The organism is Sphingomonas antarctica (assembly GCF_965137005.1).
Classification (GTDB): Bacteria; Pseudomonadota; Alphaproteobacteria; order Sphingomonadales; family Sphingomonadaceae; genus Sphingomonas_O; species Sphingomonas_O antarctica.
Genome location: NZ_CBCRXM010000003.1, coordinates 25,674 through 42,868 on the forward strand (window position 1 = coordinate 25,674; position 17,195 = coordinate 42,868).

Annotated in this window: 15 protein-coding genes; all 15 read right to left on the minus strand. The window is 65.3% G+C overall.

The window, feature by feature from the left end; all coding sequences use genetic code 11:
* Positions 1-124: 124 nt before the first annotated feature.
* The gene (ftsA, locus tag ACM9ME_RS03870) at positions 125-1,390 is read right to left on the minus strand and encodes a cell division protein FtsA (RefSeq protein ID WP_415642121.1); all 1,266 of its coding nucleotides are present in this window, start codon (positions 1,388-1,390) and stop codon (positions 125-127) included.
* 145 nt (positions 1,391-1,535) lie between these two features.
* Positions 1,536-2,411: a cell division protein FtsQ/DivIB gene (locus ACM9ME_RS03875; RefSeq protein WP_415642122.1), complete on the minus strand. Its 876-nt coding sequence runs from the start codon at positions 2,409-2,411 to the stop codon at positions 1,536-1,538.
* Between the two features lie 86 nt (positions 2,412-2,497).
* Entirely contained in the window at positions 2,498-3,409 is a 912-nt protein-coding gene (locus ACM9ME_RS03880; protein WP_415642123.1) for a D-alanine--D-alanine ligase, read from the minus strand.
* Positions 3,406-4,365, minus strand: coding sequence for a UDP-N-acetylmuramate dehydrogenase (gene murB, locus ACM9ME_RS03885; RefSeq protein ID WP_415642124.1), 960 nt, complete (start codon positions 4,363-4,365; stop codon positions 3,406-3,408). Before murB ends, ACM9ME_RS03880 begins: the two co-directional genes overlap by 4 nt.
* A complete protein-coding gene (gene murC, locus ACM9ME_RS03890; protein ID WP_415642125.1) occupies positions 4,362-5,762 on the minus strand; it encodes a UDP-N-acetylmuramate--L-alanine ligase in 1,401 nt (466 codons plus the stop codon). The genes murB and murC overlap by 4 nt, the downstream gene beginning before the upstream one ends.
* Complete coding sequence (gene murG / locus ACM9ME_RS03895) at positions 5,759-6,886, minus strand: undecaprenyldiphospho-muramoylpentapeptide beta-N-acetylglucosaminyltransferase (protein WP_415642126.1); 1,128 nt, start codon at positions 6,884-6,886, stop codon at positions 5,759-5,761. Before murG ends, murC begins: the two co-directional genes overlap by 4 nt.
* The gene (locus tag ACM9ME_RS03900; RefSeq protein ID WP_415642127.1) at positions 6,883-8,094 is read right to left on the minus strand and encodes an FtsW/RodA/SpoVE family cell cycle protein; all 1,212 of its coding nucleotides are present in this window, start codon (positions 8,092-8,094) and stop codon (positions 6,883-6,885) included. Before ACM9ME_RS03900 ends, murG begins: the two co-directional genes overlap by 4 nt.
* Positions 8,091-9,533: a UDP-N-acetylmuramoyl-L-alanine--D-glutamate ligase gene (murD, locus tag ACM9ME_RS03905; protein WP_415642128.1), complete on the minus strand. Its 1,443-nt coding sequence runs from the start codon at positions 9,531-9,533 to the stop codon at positions 8,091-8,093. The genes ACM9ME_RS03900 and murD overlap by 4 nt, the downstream gene beginning before the upstream one ends.
* Complete coding sequence (gene mraY, locus ACM9ME_RS03910; RefSeq protein ID WP_415642129.1) at positions 9,530-10,600, minus strand: phospho-N-acetylmuramoyl-pentapeptide-transferase; 1,071 nt, start codon at positions 10,598-10,600, stop codon at positions 9,530-9,532. Before mraY ends, murD begins: the two co-directional genes overlap by 4 nt.
* Positions 10,588-11,943 carry a UDP-N-acetylmuramoyl-tripeptide--D-alanyl-D-alanine ligase gene (locus ACM9ME_RS03915; protein WP_415642130.1) on the minus strand — a complete coding sequence of 452 codons (1,356 nt, stop codon included), beginning with the start codon at positions 11,941-11,943 and terminating at the stop codon, positions 10,588-10,590. Before ACM9ME_RS03915 ends, mraY begins: the two co-directional genes overlap by 13 nt.
* Complete coding sequence (locus ACM9ME_RS03920) at positions 11,940-13,355, minus strand: UDP-N-acetylmuramoyl-L-alanyl-D-glutamate--2,6-diaminopimelate ligase (RefSeq protein WP_415642131.1); 1,416 nt, start codon at positions 13,353-13,355, stop codon at positions 11,940-11,942. Before ACM9ME_RS03920 ends, ACM9ME_RS03915 begins: the two co-directional genes overlap by 4 nt.
* On the minus strand, positions 13,355-15,058 hold the full coding sequence (locus ACM9ME_RS03925) for a peptidoglycan D,D-transpeptidase FtsI family protein (protein ID WP_415642132.1): 1,704 nt from the start codon (positions 15,056-15,058) through the stop codon (positions 13,355-13,357). The genes ACM9ME_RS03920 and ACM9ME_RS03925 overlap by 1 nt, the downstream gene beginning before the upstream one ends.
* On the minus strand, positions 15,055-15,705 hold the full coding sequence (locus tag ACM9ME_RS03930) for a hypothetical protein (RefSeq protein ID WP_415642133.1): 651 nt from the start codon (positions 15,703-15,705) through the stop codon (positions 15,055-15,057). The genes ACM9ME_RS03925 and ACM9ME_RS03930 overlap by 4 nt, the downstream gene beginning before the upstream one ends.
* Positions 15,702-16,616, minus strand: coding sequence for a 16S rRNA (cytosine(1402)-N(4))-methyltransferase RsmH (gene rsmH, locus ACM9ME_RS03935; RefSeq protein WP_415642134.1), 915 nt, complete (start codon positions 16,614-16,616; stop codon positions 15,702-15,704). Before rsmH ends, ACM9ME_RS03930 begins: the two co-directional genes overlap by 4 nt.
* On the minus strand, positions 16,613-17,008 hold the full coding sequence (locus ACM9ME_RS03940; protein WP_415642135.1) for an MraZ C-terminal domain-containing protein: 396 nt from the start codon (positions 17,006-17,008) through the stop codon (positions 16,613-16,615). Before ACM9ME_RS03940 ends, rsmH begins: the two co-directional genes overlap by 4 nt.
* Positions 17,009-17,195: the final 187 nt, after the last annotated feature.

The window sequence follows — 17,195 nt, forward strand, 5'->3', positions numbered from 1 at the left end:
CGCAGTTCCTTCAACATCTTGTGGGCGCGGACCCCCAACATCGCAGTATCTATGACACAAAGCGATTCACCATACATGCGAAAATCGCAACCACCCGCAAATTTCTGTGGACGGTTCGGCGGCATCAATATCCGCTCTTGAACGCGGAGATCAGCCGCCCGAACATTCCGTCGGCCTTGGCGCGCTTGCCCTGAGCCTCGCCGACCGAGATGGCGCGCACATCCACGGGATCGGATGCGGCATAGGTCGCCAGCCCGACCAACGCCGCGAATGCCGGTCCGCTATGCGGTTCGGGCAGGCCGTTGACGCCCTTGGGCTTTCCGACGCGTACCACGCGGCCCAGCGCCGCCTGCGCATAATCGGCAATCCCCTTCAGCTCCGCGCCGCCGCCGGTCAGCACCACTTGCCGCCCGATCGGCCCGGTGAATCCGAGTTCGGTCAGCGCCGCGCCGACCTCGCCCATAATCTGTTCGAGGCGGCTGCGGATGACGGCGATCAGCGCGGCACGGGTGATGCGCGCGGTATCGGCGCCCTGCCCGTCGGCCTCGCGCGGACTCACCTCGATCATCTCGTGATTGTCCTTGGGACTGGGCGTCGCCGAGCCGTAACGGCATTTGAGGCGTTCGGCCTGCGCACGTCTTGTGGCAAACGCCGAGGCGATATCGTCGGTAATATCCGACGCGCCGAACGGGATCGACTTCAGCCCGACGAGCAAGCCGCCCGCCCACAACGACACATTGGTCACGCCTGCGCCCAGTTCGACCAACGCCACGCCCAGCTCACGCTCTTCCTCGCCCAACACCGCCATCCCGGCGGCCACCGGCGCCGCGACGATGGCTTTCACTTCGAGATGCGCCGACCGCACGCACAAATCCAAATTGCGGATTGGCGAAGGCTCGGCGGCGACGACATGGATGTCGACGCCAAGGCTGTCGGCATGGAGGCCGAGAGGCTTCTTCACCCCGCGCAGTCCGTCGAGCGTGTACAGCGTTGGCTGCGCGTGAAGCACCATCCGCCCTTCCGGATCGATCGAGCTGCGCCCATGCGCCAGCAAATCGTCGATATCGGTCTGCTCGATGCGATGCCCGCCCAAATTGGTCTCGACGCTCGCGAGTTTGGAGACCAGCCCGCCTGCGGAAAAACTCACCCAGACATCCTCGACGGTCAGGCCAGCGATCTTTTCGGCCTGCTCCACCGCCTCGCGCACCGCGCGTTCGGTCGCGTCCATGTCGGCGATATAGCCGCGCCGGACGCCACGGCTTTCGCGCTGGCCGGTGCCGAGCACGGTCAGCGGCTCGCCCTCCTCATTGCGTTCGGCGATCAGCGCCGACACCTTCGACGATCCGATGTCGAGCGCGGTGACCAGGTCTTCCTTGCGCGGCTGGGCCATTACCAGGCCCCCTCTTGTATCTGTCGCCCCTGCGCAGGCAGGGGCCTAGATAACCCCCCCAGCTGCAGCTGCATCTCGATTTGAGAGATCATCTGGACCCCTGCCTTCGCAGGGGCGACATGAATATTGGAGGAGGCTGAATACCTCACGTCGTCACCCCCGGCTTGTCAGCAGCAGGCACCGCAACCGCCGGAGCCGCCACGGGAGCCACAGCTTCGGGCACCGGTTTGGGTTGCGAGATCGTCGGCGCCGCCTGGCGTTTCACGCGCACGAACATCCGCGTCGGATCGCGCATGTCGAACCGCACCAGCCCGCGCCCGAGCAACCGGTCGCTCGCATCAAGCCCCTCGAATTTGGTCAGCGCGGTCGCGGCGGCGCCCTCCCCTTCGGGCAATGACAGCGTCTCGCCCGTCTGAAACTGGATATCCCACCGCCGGTCGCCGATCCATGTCGCCGCGGCGATCAGCGGCTTCAACCGCGTCGCTCTGGCCAACAGCGCGTCGAGCGCCTTGGCCTGCCCATTGGCATCGGGACCGATCAGCAGCGGCAGGTTCGGCGCATTGTCGGGCGACACACGCGCCAGCGGCACGCCCGTCGCATCGATCAGAGTCAGCTGCCCGGCATGCTGCCAGATCGCCGCAGGTTCGCGCTCGATAATATCGACGACCAGCGTATCGGGCAGCCGTCGCGACACCCGCGCGTCGGCAATCCAGCCAAAGCCGAGCAGCCGGTGCCGCACCGCCGCCAGATCGACATCGGTCATCGCCGCGCGCTGTTGATCGAGCGCGATGTTATACACCGCAAGGCGGTCCATATGCTTCACGCCGGTGACCTGCACCCGCTTCACCGCGAAGCCGAGATTGGCGACGCTTTCGCTGATCCCGCCGCGGATCATGGCGGGCACACCGGCGACGAACGCCACGCCGACGATCCCGCCCGCGATGATCAGCAGGATCGCCCAGGTCGCCAGGCGCTCCCACGCGCGGCTCGAAATCGGGACGAGGTTGAACGCGCGCGACATCATCCCCGGTTTTTTTCGCGCGCGACTTGGCGCCTTGCGTGCCGAAGCCTTTCGCGCTGGAGGTTTGCGCCCGATCGCCATGGCCGTCACGCTAGCGCCTCATCCAAAATCATCTGCACCAATTCGTCATAGCCGATGCCGACCGCCTTGGCCTGTTCGGGAACCAGGCTCAGCGGGGTCATCCCGGGCTGCGTGTTGACCTCGAGCAGATACAATCCCTCGACACCCTTTTCATCGTCCCAGCGGAAATCGGAGCGCGACGTGCCCTTGCAGCCGAGCACGCGGTGCGACCGGAGTGCGAGATCGAGACAGGCATCGGCAATCGCCCGGGGCACATTCGCGGGACAGATATGTTCGGTCATGCCTTCGGTATATTTGGCGTCGTAATCGTAGAAGCCGCTCTTGGGGCGGAGTTCGGTGACGCCCAGCGCCCGGTCGCCGAGGATCGCGGTGGTCAGTTCGCGCCCGCGAATAAACGGTTCCGCCAGCAGTTCGTCGAATTCCTGCCACGGCCCCTTGCTCTCGCGCGCAATCGGGTCGCCATAATTGCTCTCGGCGGTGACGATGGCGACGCCGACCGACGAGCCTTCGTTGACCGGCTTGAGCACGTACGGTCGCGGCAGCGGATCGCCAAGGTACAGGCTCTCGGTGCGCACGACGTGCCCGCCGGGCATGCGGATGCCATGCGGCAGCAGCGCCTGTTTGGTGAGTTGCTTGTCGATGGCGACCACCGACGTGGCGAGGCCCGAATGGGTGTATTTTAGCCCCATCAGGTCGAGCAGCCCCTGCACCGACCCGTCCTCGCCCGGCGTGCCGTGCAACGCGTTGAACACGACATCCGGCTTCACCTCGGCGAGCCGCTGCGCCACGTCGCGGCCCATGTCGATGGCGACCGCCTCATGCCCCAGCCGCGCAACCGCCTCCGCCACACCCTTGCCGGTGACCAGTGACACCTCGCGCTCGGCACTCCAGCCGCCCATCAGGATCGCGACCTTCATTTGCGGCCCACCCGCTGAATTTCCCACTCCAGTTCAACCCCAGAATGCGCCTTGACCCGCGCCCGCACATCCTCACCCAAATCCTCGATATCGGCGCTCGTCGCGCCGCCGGTGTTGAGCAGGAAATTGGTGTGCTTCTCGCTGACCTGCGCCCCGCCGCGCGTGAGACCGCGACAGCCTGCGGCATCGATCACTTGCCACGCCTTGTCGCCCTCGGGGTTCTTGAACGTCGAGCCTCCGGTTTTGGATCGCAACGGCTGCGATGCCTCGCGGCTCGCGGCGATGCGGTCCATCTCGGCCTGGATTGCCGCCGGTTCCCCGGCGCGGCCCTTGAACGTGGCGGACACCACGATTGCGCCTTCGGGCAAATCTGAATGGCGATAGGTATAGCCAAGATCGCTGCCCGCCAGCGTCACCAGCTCACCCGAGCGCAGCACGACATCGCAGTCGACCAGCACGTCCGAAGTCTCGCTGCCATAAGCGCCGCCATTCATCCGCACGAAGCCGCCGACCGTGCCGGGGATCGAGCGCAGGAATTCCAGACCCGCAATCCCCGCATCGCGCGCGGTGGACGAGACGAGAATGCCACTGGTGCCGCCACCGGCGGTCAAGGTCAGCCCATCGGTCGATGTCTTGGCAAATGCCTTGCCCAGCCGCACGACAACACCCGGGATGCCGCCATCGCGCACGATCATGTTCGATCCGAGGCCCAGCGCCATCACCGGCGTCTCCGAATCGAGTGCGCGCAGGAAATCCTGCAAATCGGCGACGTCGGCCGGCTCGAACAGCGTATCCGCCGGCCCGCCGGTCTTGAACCAGGTCAGCGGCGCGAGCGGGGCGTTTGGTGTCACTCGGCCGCGCGTCGCCCCGGCGAAGGCCGGGGCCGCTGGCGAGGACGCGCGACCGTTCGTAACGGCCCCGGCATCCGCCGGGGCGACGGCTGTCATTCCGCTCATGCCGCCAGCGCCTTGGGCAATCCGGCCGCCCATTTCGTAATGTCGCCCGCGCCGAGGCACACGACCATGTCGCCTTCCAGCGCCTCGGCCCTTAGCGCCGCCGCCAAGCCGTCTTCATCGGTCACGGTCGCCACCGCGCGATGTCCGCGTTCGCGCAGTTTCTGCGCCAGCGTCTCGGCATCCACGCCCGGCACTGGCAACTCGCCCGCCGCATAGACCGGCGTCACATAAACCGCGTCGGCATCGTTGAACGCACCGGCAAAATCGTCCATCAACTCGCCCAAGCGCGAATAGCGATGCGGCTGGACCACCGCGATCACACGCCCCGTCGCAGACTCCCGCGCCGCCGACAGCACCGCTTTGATCTCGACCGGATGGTGCGCGTAATCGTCGATCACCGTCACGCCATTGGCCTCGCCGACGCGGGTGAAGCGCCGCTTGACCCCGCCGAACCCGGCAAAGCCCTGAGCAATACTGGCATCTTCGACGCCCATTTCCAGCGCCACCGCCACTGCCGCCAACGCGTTCTGGACATTGTGACGTCCGGCCATCGGGAGCGTCACGTCATGGATTGTGCGCACGCTCTCGTCACGGCCGCGCACGGCCACGTCGAAGACGTTGCCGGCCGGGCTGGTGCGAATGTTGAGTCCGCGCACGTCGGCCTGTGCTGAAAAACCATAAGTCACCACGCGCCGGTCGCGGATGCGCGGGAGCAGCGCCTGCACTTCGGGATGGTCGAGGCACAGCACCGCCGCGCCGTAGAACGGCACATTCTCGATGAATTCGACATAGGCGTCCTTCGCCGCGTCGAACCCGCCATAATGGTCGAGATGTTCGGGATCGATGTTGGTCACCACCGCGATGGTGCCGTCGAGGCGCAGAAAACTGCCGTCGCTCTCATCCGCCTCGACGACCATCCAGTCCGACTGGCCGATTCGTGCGTTCGACCCGTAACTGTTTATAATCCCGCCATTAATTACCGTGGCATCGATCCCGCCGGCGTCGAGCAGCTTGGCCACAAGGCTGGTCGTCGTCGTCTTCCCATGAGTCCCCGCCACCGCGACGGTCGACTTGAGCCGCATCAGCTCGGCGAGCATTTCGGCGCGGCGGACCACCGGAATGCGGCGGGCATAAGCCGCCTCGACCTCTGGGTTCGTCTTGCGGCTGACCGCGGTCGAGGTGACGACCACCGCCGCTTCGCCCAGATTGTTCGCATCATGCCCGATCGCCACCGGGATGCCCTTGGCGCGCAGACCTTCGACCACATAGCCCTCGGCCATGTCGCTGCCCTGCACACGGTAGCCGAGATTGTGCATCACCTCGGCGATGCCCGACATGCCGATCCCGCCGATGCCGACGAAATGGACGATGCCGATATCGGTCGGCACGCCCCTCATGCCGGCACCGGTTGAAGTTTGGCGGCCCCGACCAATTGTGGCGCGGTAGTATTGTCGAGGCTTTCGACCAGATCGGCAAGCAGACGCACCGCCTCGGGCCGCCCGACCGACAGTGCGGCGGCGGCAGCTTCGGGCAGGCGCGCGGCCAAATCCGCGATCGCGTCGGCGAGGCGTTGCGGCGTGATATGCGCCTCGGTCAGCACGATCGCGCCGCCCGCGTCGGCCATTTCGCGGGCATTGGCGGTCTGATGATCGTCCATGGCGCTGGGCAAGGGAATGAGGATCGCCGGGCGCCCAGCCGCGGTCAGTTCGGAAATTGTCGAAGCCCCCGCGCGCCCGATTACCAAATGCGCCACCGCGAGGCGTTCGGGCAGATCGGTGAGATAGGTCGCAATCTCCGCCTTGATGGCGAGTTTCTCGTATCGCGCGCGGACGGCATCCATGTCTTCGGCGCGGGCTTGCTGCACCACGCTGAGGCGCGAGCGAAGATTGTCGGGCAACAGAGCGAACGCTTCGGGCACGACGCGGCTCATGACGGTCGCGCCCTGGCTGCCGCCGGTGACGAGGAGGTGAAACGTTCCGCCCACCGCCGGATAAGGCCGCGTACCGATGGCGATCACTTCCGCGCGTACCGGATTGCCGACCAAGCGCACCTTGTCCTCGCAGCTTGCTCGCACCCGCGCTGTGTCGGGATAGCTCGTGGCAATCGCATCGACCCGCGCAGCGACCAGCCGGTTGACGCGACCGAGCACGGCGTTTTGTTCATGCACCGCAGTTTTCACACCCATGCCGAATGCCGCCGCCAGTGCGGGATAAGCGGGATAGCCGCCAAAGCCGATCACGGCCGCGGGCTTGCGTTGCTTGTACAGCGCCCTCGCCTGCGCCCGGCCCTGCATGATCGCACGCACGCCGGGCAGCCAGCTGGTCGGCCTTCCCGTCAGCCGCCCCGCCGGCAGCACATGCGTCGCCACGCCATCGAACAAGCCCGGAATCTTGCTCCCCCGCGCATCAGTGACCAACGCCACTTTGTGCCCACGGTCCTTCAGCTCGCGCGCAAGGGCATGCGCCGGGACCATGTGCCCGCCGGTGCCACCTGCCGCCAATACGAATAGCTTCGCCGTCAACGCGTATTCCACCTGACCACATAAGGAGACCGCGTCAGATACGGGTTGCGCCGGGTGAACGCCAGCAACAGCCCAAAGCCCATGCACAAGGCCAGCATCGACGAACCGCCATAGGAAATGAACGGCAGCGTCATGCCCTTTGACGGGGCGAGATGGACGTTAACCGCGATGTTAATCATCGCCTGGACCGCGAATTGGGTTGTCAGGCCCGCCGCCGCCAGCACGACGAACGGCTCATCTTCGTCGAGCAACTTGACGAACACGCGCACGACTATCGCGGTGAACAGGAGGGCCAGCGCGATGCAGGCGATCAAGCCGAATTCTTCACCGATTACGCTGAAAATGTAATCGGTCTGCGCCTCGGGCAGGTGAAACTTCTTCTCGCCGCCGCCGGGGCCGACGCCGAAGAAACCGCCGGCGACCAACGTCGCATGCGCACTGTCGACCTGATAAGTATCGCCCTGCTGGAACAGGAAATTGTCGATGCGCAACGTCGCCACCGGGTAGAACAGGTAGGCCATCACGATCCCGACGATCCCGCTGGCACCAAGCATGGCGAGGAGGCGGAAGCTGAGGCCTGAGAGCAACATCAGTGCCAGCCACAGGGTGCAAAACACCACTGTCTGCCCGAAATCAGGCTGCTTCATCAGCAAACCGCAGATGATCGCGGTGAGCACGAAGCTCAGCGGCGCGACGGGCAAGTTTTTGTCATGTTGCTTGAGGCTGAGCAGCCACGCCAGGCTGACGACGAAGAACGGCTTCAAAAATTCGGATGGCTGAAGCTCGCCAATGCCCAGCTCGATCCATCTTTGGGCGCCATTATGTTCGGCGCCGATCAGCGGCACTGCGGCGAGCATCACACTGAAAAACGCCGCACCCGCGAGGCTCAGGCGGCGCGCCGCATGCACCGGCAGCATCGATACGGCGATCATGGCGGGGATCCCGACCACGACCCAGGCGAGTTGCCGCCAGAAATAGTGCAGCGGCGCGACGACGACATTGCCGCCCGAATAGCGATCCGCCGCAGCTGGCGAGGCCGCCGCCACGGCGATCAGTCCTACCGCGATGAGGATGAAGGCGAGCATCAGCAAAACGCGGTCGATCTCCCAGAACCAGCGGCCCAAAGGCGACTGGTTTGACCGTCCGACGCCGCTCGACAGACGCGCTGTGACCCGCGCCGGTGCGGCGAGTGCTCCGCCCAATTTCATAGTGCCTCCACCAGGCGGCGAAACGTGTCGCCCCTGTCCTCGAAATCGCGAAACTGATCGAACGACGCGCAGGCGGGCGAGAGCAGGACGGTATCCCCCGCCTCCGCCACTGAAGCCGCGCTTTTCACTGCAACGTCGAGCGTCCCGCATTCCTCGACCGGCATGTGCGGGCGGAGGATGTCGGCAAACATCGCGCCCGCCTCGCCAATGGTGTGCGCCGAACGGACATGGGCAAAATGCGGCGCGCAGGCGTCGAGATCGTGCGTCTTGGCCTGCCCGCCCAGGATCCAGCGCACGGCCGGATAGGCCGCGAGCGCGGGCGCGGTGGAGTCCGCGTTGGTCGCCTTGCTGTCGTTGACGTAGAGGACGTCGTGGAGTGTGCGGACACGCTCCATACGATGCGGCAAGCCGGGGTAGGTGTCGAGGCCCGTGCGGATTTGATCGGCATGCAAGCCCAATATGCCACATGTCGCGATTGCGGCCGCCGCGTTCTGAAGATTGTGCGGACCTTGCAGACTAGGCCAATCCTTTTGACCGACAGGCATCTCACCTGGAATTACCATCGGCCTCCAAGTCCGCCCGCCTTCCGGCCGAGCATGGCCAAGGCTGTGAACATCGTTGGCGGGGAACGTCGGCGCTCCAATCGGTCGGTCTCGCAAGGACATAAGAAGCTGCCGAGTTGGACCCTCAACGTCTGTGATGACTGCCATCCCGGTTAGTTGCATTTTAAACAATCGCGCCTTTGAGGCGACATATCCCTCGAAGCCATCGTAGCGATCCAAATGATCCGGCGTCACATTGAGCAGCACCGCGACATTGCAATCGAGGGTGAAAGTCAGGTCGATCTGATAGCTCGACAGTTCGAGGACATAGACCCCACCGTCGGGCAACGGCTCCTGCCCCAGGATCGGCAGGCCGATATTGCCGCCCATCATCGTCGGGACGCCCGCGGTCTTGAGGATGTGGTGGACGAGGGCGGTGGTCGTCGATTTGCCGTTGGTGCCGGTGATGCCGACGACCTTGTGTGGCGGCAATTCGGCGCGGGCCTGCGCGAACAGTTCGATGTCGCCGATGACGGGCACGCCGTATTTCGCGGCATGGGCGGCGATCGGGTGGCGATTGAGCGGGACGCCGGGGGAAACGATGACGGCAGCGAAACCGGTGAGGTCGGTGCCGAGGATGTCCTCAACCACAAGACTGCCGTCACCCCGGACTTGATCCGGGGTCCACTTCTCAACTTGCGGTGACACCTCGCGTGGAGGGGTGGATCCCGGATCAAGTCCGGGATGACGAGTAAGGTCTAGGCGGGCCTTTTCATCGGAATCCCATGCGAGAACTTCCGCCCCGCTCGCCAGCAAGGCGTCGACCGTCGCGCGGCCCGAGCGTGCCAGCCCGAGCACCGCAAAGCGTTTACCGCGCCAGGTGCTGCTGGTGATCACCGGAGCTTGAGCGTCGACAGGCCGGCGAGCGCCAGGACCAAGCTGATGATCCAGAAGCGGATCACCACGGTCGGCTCGCTCCACCCCAATTGTTCGAAATGATGGTGGATCGGCGCCATCTTGAACACGCGTTTGCCGGTGCGTTTGAAAAAGAACACCTGGATGATGACGCTCAGCGCCTCGACCACGAATAGCCCGCCGACGATGCCCAGCACCAGTTCGTGATGCGACGTCACCGCGAGCGTCCCAAGCGCGCCGCCGAGGGCCAAGCTGCCGGTATCACCCATAAACACCGCCGCAGGGGGCGCGTTGAACCACAGGAAGGCGAGCCCCGCTCCGACGATCCCGCCACAAAAGATCGCCAGGTCGCCCGCACCCGGCACATGCGGGATGCCGAGATACGTTGCGAACTTCGCATTGCCTGCCAGGTAAACGATGATCATGAAGGTCACGCTGGCGATGATGACGGGCATCGTCGCCAGGCCATCGAGCCCGTCGGTCAGGTTCACCGCATTGCCGAATGAAACGATCACGAAGGCTGCGAACAAGAAGTAGAATGGCCCCAGATCGGGGTGAAAATTGCTGAAGAACGGGACGTACAGCTCGGTTCCGTTGTGATGCGCGATGATCCAGGTGGCGATCAGCGCAATGACGAATTCGGCGACGAGGCGCATCCGGCCCGACACCCCGGCATGACTGTTCTTGCGCACCTTATCGAGGTCGTCGAGAAACCCGATGGTCCCAAAGCCGGCGGTGACCGCGAGGCAGGCCCAGACATAGGGATTGTTCAAATCCATCCACAACAAGGCGGAAATGAACAGCGAGGTCAGGATCATCAGCCCACCCATGGTCGGCGTGCCGACCTTGGCGAGGTGGGTTTGCGGACCGTCTTCGCGGATCGGCTGACCCTTGCCCTGACGGATACGCAGCCAGCCGATGAATTTGGGGCCGATCAACAGGCCGATAATGAGGGACGTCGCCACCGCCCCGCCGGTGCGAAACGAAAGGTAGCGCAACAGGTTGAGGACGCTGGGAAAGCCCATCCAGTCGGCGATCAGATAGAGCATCGGTCCTCCTTCAGTGCCGCGATCAGGCGGCCGAGACCGACCCCGTTCGAACCCTTGACCAGCACTGCGTCACCGCCTTGCAGCACGGCCTTGAGGGCGTCGAGCGCGGTTTCCGCACTATCCACAGTTTCGACGCCCGTCTGCCCGGCGAGCGCGTCGGCCAGCGGTTTCATGCCATCGCCGACGAGAATCGCATGGGTGACGCCAGCCTCGATCACCGGCCCAGCAATCAGACGGTGAAGTTCGGCACTATCGTCACCCAGTTCGAACATTTCGCCGAGCACCGCGATGCGTCGCCCGGGCTCGTGGCCGAGGACCTTCAACGTCGCGGCCATCGACGCGGCGTTGGCGTTGTAGCTCTCGTCGATGATCGTCGCGCCGCGCGCATTGAACCGCGCGCCGCGCCCGGCGAGTCCTTCGAGTTCGCCCAGCGCCAGCGCGGCGATGCCAATGTCGCCACCCAGCGCCTCGACCGTGGCCAGCACGCCGAGCGCGTTCGACACCCAATGCGCGCCGGGCTGATTGAGGCGAAACGAGACTTGGCCCGACAGAAGGTGCGCGGTGAGTTGCGTACCGCTGGCGTCCGCAAACACATCTTCGGCGCGGACCAGTCCGCCCTCGCCGAACGTAACGATTGCCGCACCAGCGTCCTGCGCCTTGGCGATAATGCGGTCGGCATGCGCGGCGTCGGCGGGGATAATCGCGGTGCCGCCGGGTTCAAGCGCTTCGAAGATTTCGGCCTTGGCATCGGCGATGGCTTCGAGGCTGCCGAGGTGTTCGATATGCGCCGGCGCGATGGCGGTGATCAGGGCAATATGCGGGCGGACCATGCAAGTCAGTGAGGCGATTTCTCGGGCATGGTTCATGCCCATTTCGAACACGCCGTAATCGCTGTTGGCGGGCATGCGCGACAGACTGAGCGGCACGCCGGTGTGGTTGTTGTAGCTTTTGACCGAGCGGTGGACCTTTACGCCCGGCTGTCGCGCGAGCGCCGCGGCGAGGGCTTCTTTGGTCGAGGTCTTGCCGACCGATCCGGTAACCCCGGCGATGCGCGCTTCGGTGCGGGTGCGCGCGGCAATGCCGAGGGCTTCGAGACCGCGCGCGACATCGGGAACGAGGATGTGCGGGCCATTGACGGGTTGCGACACCAAAGCGCCGGATGCGCCGCTTTCGAACGCACCCGCCACGAAGCGATGGCCATCGGTCGCGCTTCCCGGCATCGCCACAAAAAAGTCGCCATGCGTCACATCACGGCTGTCGAAGGTCACACCATCGACGGCGAAATCAGCGGACGCCGTGCCCCCCGTCGCGGCGGCGATGTCGGCGGCAGTCCACAGGCTCATGCGGCACACTCGCGCGCGACCTGAACATCGTCGAACGGCAGCACGCGATCACCGACGGTCTGGCCGGTTTCGTGACCCTTGCCGGCGATCAGGACGATGTCCTGCATGCCCGCCTCGTTGATCGCCGCGGCGATGGCGTCGCGACGATCGCCGATCTCCGTGGCTTCAGGCGCCTTGGCGAGAATCGCGGCGCGGATTTGCGCTGGATCTTCCGAACGCGGATTGTCGTCGGTGACGATGACGCGATCGGCCATCGCCTCCGCGATCAGACCCATTTCGGCGCGCTTGCCCTGATCGCGGTCGCCGCCTGCGCCGAAGACGAGGATCAGGCGGCCGAGCGCATGAGGCTTCAGCGCCGAAATCGCCGCCGCCAGCGCATCGGGCGTGTGGGCGTAATCGACATAGACCGGCGTCCCCGAACGGCTGATGACGGCGCGTTCGAGGCGACCGCGCACCGGCTGGACGCGCTCGAGCGCCTTCAGGGTTTCGCGCACATCGCCGCCGGTGGCGATCACCAGCCCGGCGGCTGTTAGCGCGTTCGCCGCCTGATACGCCCCGATCAGCGGCAAGCGGATCTGATACTCGATCCCGTCATGCTCGATCGTCAGTTCCTGGCCGAGTTGCGTGGGCGCACGCCGGAGGAGACGGAGAGTTCCTCCACGCGCGCCCACGCCGACCAGCCGCAGCCCCCGCGCGCGGGCCAGGTCGATCACACGATCCGATGCCTCGTCGTCCTGCCAGACGACCACCGTGCCATCGTCGCCGACGACTTCGGCGAACAGGCGCAGCTTCGCGGTGAGATAAGCTGCCATGTCATAATGATAATCGAGGTGGTCGCGGCTGAGGTTGGTGAACGCCGCCGCGGCGACCGGCAGCCCTTCGGTGCGATATTGATCCAACCCGTGGCTCGATGCCTCGAATGCTGCATGCGTCACGCCTTCGCGCGCCAGCCCCGCCATATTGGCGAGGAACGTGACGACATCGGGCGTGGTCAGCCCTGTGCGCACCTGTTCGTCGCCCGTCGTCACGCCCAGCGTGCCGATCGACGCCGCGCGATGCCCGGCGATGCGCCACAATTGCCGGGTCAGTTCGACGGTCGAGGTCTTGCCGTTGGTGCCGGTGACCGCGACCGTGACGGCGGGAAACGGTGCAAAGAATTGGGCGGCGAGCAGGGCAAAGGCGCGGCGCGGCTCGTCGGCGGGAATGTGCACCGCGCCGTCGACTTTGGCCTCGCGTCGCGCGACAATCGCAACCGCGCCGGCGGCTATCGCAGCAGGTATGAAATCCTCGCCATTGACGCGCAACCCTTGGAACGCGCCGAATACATTGCCCGGCGCGACTTTGCGATGATCGATCGCGAAGCCGGTGACGTCCGCGGCGTCGGTCGTGCCGAGGAGCTCGCCCAGCCGCATTATTGTGCCGCCAGCGCCGCCTGCGCCTTGGCGACCAGCGGCAAGAGGTCGGAGGTGTCGATGTCGCGGCCATTGTCCGGCCGGATGCCGAGCATCGGCCCGATCCGCGCAATGACTTTTCCGGCAACCGGCGCTGAGGTGTAAGCGGCGGTGCGCACACCATAGCTTTCGGCACTGCCCTTGGGGCTGTCGAGCATGGTCAGCACGACATATTTGGGCGCATCCATCGGAAAGGCCGCAGCAAAGGTCGTGACCTGCAGCGTCTTCGAATAGCCGCCATGGGTCGGCCGTTCCGCTGTTCCCGTCTTGCCACCGACGCGCAACCCATCGGCATTGGCGAATTTACCCGTGCCGTATTGGACGACCATGCGCAGCAGCTGGCGCATCCGGTCGCTCGCCGCCTGACTGAACACGCGCGAGCCCTGCGGCACCTTGTCGGGCGAGAGTTTCATCAACGTCGCGGGACGCCACACGCCGCCATTGACCAAAGCCGCATAGGCAGTCGCCAATTGCAGCGGGGTGATCGCAATGCCGTGGCCATAACCGGTCGTCATCACCGTCGTCCGCGCCCAGAAGGTCGGCCAGATCGGATGGCCACGTTCCTTCAGCTCGATATCGGGCGGGCCGTCGAAATGCAGGCGGCGGAACATGCCCTCCATGCGGTCCTTGCCCAATTGGTCGGCAATCTGCGCGGTGGCGATGTTCGATGAGTGGATCAGGACTTCGGGCACGGTGTACCAGCGGCCGGGTTCGTCGTCGTGAATGGTAAAGCCGCCGACATGCAGATTGGCGCTGGCATTGTAACGCGTCGCCATCGACATGATCGTCCCCGAATCGATCGCATTGGCGACGGTCAGCGGCTTGAAGGTCGAGCCCAGCTCATAAACCGATTGCGTCAGATTGTTGCGCCGGCGGTCGTCATTGGCGCCGCCCGCGCTGCTCGGCAGGTTGGGGTTATACGTCGGCAGCGAGACCATCGCGATGATCTCGCCAGTGTGCACATCCATGACCAGGCCCGTGGCGCCGACCGCTTGCTGCTTGGTCATCGCGTCTGCCAGCTCCGCCTCGAGCACCCCCTGCACGCGCACGTCGAGCGCGAGTTGCAACGGGTGGCCCTTCATCGCCGGATCGCGCAGCCGTTCGTCGAACACGCGCTCCAGCCCCGTCGCGCCGCGTCCTTCGAAGTCGGCATAGCCGAGGACGTGCGTGGCGAGGCTGCCCTGCGGATAGAGCCGCTGCGGCTCTCGCGCGAATTCGATTGCGGGTTCGCCGAGCGCGTTGACCTGGGCCACCAATTCCGGGAGCGCCCGGCGGCGGAGATAGGTGAAACGCGTCTTCGATTTGAGGATTGCGAGATATTCGGCCTCGCTTCGTTCGGGCATCAGCGCCGCCAGCTTCGGCGCGAGATCCTCCGGACGCGTCAGCAGCACGTTGGCGTGGATGCCGATCGACCAGGCATCGATCGTCTGGGCCAGCACCTGACCGTTGCGATCGACGATATCGCCGCGCGCCGCAATACGAGCGGCGATGATGCCCGGATCATCGGCGAACAGCCCGAAACCGATGATCCGCGCCACGATCACCAGGCTGCCAAAAATAAACAGCAGCAACAGCATCATAAGCCGCTGATGCGCGACGAGCAGGGTTTGATGGCGCTCGGCGCCCTCGCGTGGACGTGCCGGGGCGACGGCTAGGCTTGTCACCGACCGCCTTCGGCACGCGCCGCCTTGGCCAGCGAGGCGAGCGTGCCCGTCTGGAGCACGGATTTTTTGCCGGCAGACGAGGCCGCCGGGACAACCGTCTTGGTCTTCGCAATCGCCAGCGGGCGAGCCGTGTCGATTGCCGGGGCAACGGTGGTGAAGGCGACTTTGCGAACTGTCGGCGCGGGCGCGCGACCTGCGGGGACAAGCTCAGGCGAATAGGTCGCGTAATGCAGATTGGCCGCAATTTCGGGCACCGGGCGTGCGGGCGCAGTCGGAACCGCAGGCGTCAAGCGCGGCGCTGGCTTTTGCACCGTTGCGTTGACGGCGATCAGTTGCGTCGGACCCGCGACGCGATCGAGCGTCGAGGCGTCCAGCGAGGCGAGCTGGACACTGCCCTGCAGGAACTGGTTGGCCTTGGGCGCCGACAAAGCAAGCACTTCGCCATTCCATTGCTCGAGCTGGCGCTGCGACCCGCGTGTGCCGAGTTCGGTCTTCAACCGCCGCATATCTGCATGGACCAGCGCGATCCGCATTTCTGTGGCCTCAAGCCGTCCGCGCTCGGCGGCGACCTGTCCGGAAATCAAGTACAGGCCGGTCGCGGCGGCGGAGATGCCCAGCGACCAGGCGACAGCACGAAAACGCATCATCGCAAATCTCCTGCAGAGCCCCAGGCGGGGGCGGCGGTGCGCCGGGCGGAGCGCAACGTGGCCGAGCGCGCGCGGGGGTTGCGCAAACACTCGGCCACGCCCGCACGGACGGCTTTGCCGACCGCTTCGAAGGATGGTGGGGGCCCATCACTCCGCTCGGGAAGATGTCGGGAAGCAGCGGGCGTGCCTCCCGAACGACGACGGAGGAACGTCTTCACGATCCGGTCCTCCAAACTATGAAAGGTCACGACGGCAAGGCGACCGCCGGGTTTCAAGGCGCGCTCGGCGGCCTCCAGCCCCTGTTCGAGCTCGTCCAGCTCGCGGTTGATGTGGATGCGCAGGCCCTGAAACGTCTTGGTCGCAGCATCTTTTTTCGCACCCGGCTTCTGGCCGATTGCTTTCCGGACGATGGTTGCGAGCTGCAGCGTGGTTTCGACCGGGCGTCCGGCGACGATCGCACGGGCGATCCGGCGCGACTGCGGTTCCTCGCCATAACGATAGATGACGTCGGCAATGGCCGCTTCCTCGGCGGTGTTGACGAAATCCGCCGCGCTCTCGCCCGCCTGCGCCATGCGCATGTCGAGCGGGCCGTCCGACTGGAACGAAAAGCCGCGTGCCGCCTGGTCGAGCTGCATCGACGACACGCCGATATCGAGCATTACCGCATCGGCGGGACCAGCCTCGTCGAGGTTGGAGAAATCGTCATGGACCATGCGGAGGCGCGGATGGGTCTCGGCATCGCGGATTGCGTCGGGATCGCGGTCGAAGCCGATAACGTCCGCGCCACGATCGAGCACCGCACGGGCATAACCGCCCGCGCCATACGTCCCGTCGATGACCAACTCACCCGGCTTCGGATCGACCGCGCTGACGACTTCGTCGAGCAGGACCGGATTGTGCCGCGCGGTCATGCGATCCCCCGCTGCGCCAGAAGCGAGCGGACGGCGCGCTGGACGATGGCGTCCTTGCCGCTGTCCAGCACCCGCTGCGGGTTCCAGATCGCGAAATGATCGCCTCGACCAAGGAAGAAGGCGAGATCGGTCAGTCCCGCTTCTTCACGAAAGAATGGCGGAATGATGAATCGCCCGGAAGAATCGAACGGCAATTCTTCGGTGATGCCGAACATCACATCGGCCGACACCGGCAGGTTCGGCTCGCGATTCTGCTCCAGAGCGCGTTCGCGTTCGCGCTCCATCTTTTCATAGTCCACTTCCGACTGGCCGATGTCAGAGCCGGTCACGCAGCCGTCCGCTTCATTGATCCCGAGCAGGACGATCTTTTCGGTGCTGTTGCGTTCGATCATGGCGCGCAGCGATGCGGGAATGGCGACGCGACCCTTCGCGTCGATCCCCTGCAGTCCCTGACCCCTGAACCGTCCGCGAATTGCCACTTACCCCGCCTCAATCCCTGCGGGGTCGGGCTCTCGGCCCGTCTCGACATGCGTGGCGTGGCCGGGGAGCCTCTCCCCAGCCGGGGGACATATCAGGGGA

Coding starts and splice junctions, on each gene's coding strand:
- ACM9ME_RS03920 (WP_415642131.1), bottom strand. CDS start 13,355: ATGCGGCTGGGCGAGCTCCTCGGCACGACCGACGCCGCGGACGTCACC.
- ACM9ME_RS03940 (WP_415642135.1), bottom strand. CDS start 17,008: ATGATCGAACGCAACAGCACCGAAAAGATCGTCCTGCTCGGGATCAAT.
- ACM9ME_RS03875 (WP_415642122.1), bottom strand. CDS start 2,411: ATGTCGCGCGCGTTCAACCTCGTCCCGATTTCGAGCCGCGCGTGGGAG.
- ACM9ME_RS03915 (WP_415642130.1), bottom strand. CDS start 11,943: ATGAGCCTGTGGACTGCCGCCGACATCGCCGCCGCGACGGGGGGCACG.
- mraY (WP_415642129.1), bottom strand. CDS start 10,600: ATGCTCTATCTGATCGCCGACTGGATGGGCTTTCCCAGCGTCCTCAAC.
- murC (WP_415642125.1), bottom strand. CDS start 5,762: ATGAGGGGCGTGCCGACCGATATCGGCATCGTCCATTTCGTCGGCATC.
- ACM9ME_RS03900 (WP_415642127.1), bottom strand. CDS start 8,094: ATGAAATTGGGCGGAGCACTCGCCGCACCGGCGCGGGTCACAGCGCGT.
- ftsA (WP_415642121.1), bottom strand. CDS start 1,390: ATGGCCCAGCCGCGCAAGGAAGACCTGGTCACCGCGCTCGACATCGGA.
- ACM9ME_RS03930 (WP_415642133.1), bottom strand. CDS start 15,705: ATGATGCGTTTTCGTGCTGTCGCCTGGTCGCTGGGCATCTCCGCCGCC.
- rsmH (WP_415642134.1), bottom strand. CDS start 16,616: ATGACCGCGCGGCACAATCCGGTCCTGCTCGACGAAGTCGTCAGCGCG.
- murB (WP_415642124.1), bottom strand. CDS start 4,365: ATGAGCGGAATGACAGCCGTCGCCCCGGCGGATGCCGGGGCCGTTACG.
- ACM9ME_RS03880 (WP_415642123.1), bottom strand. CDS start 3,409: ATGAAGGTCGCGATCCTGATGGGCGGCTGGAGTGCCGAGCGCGAGGTG.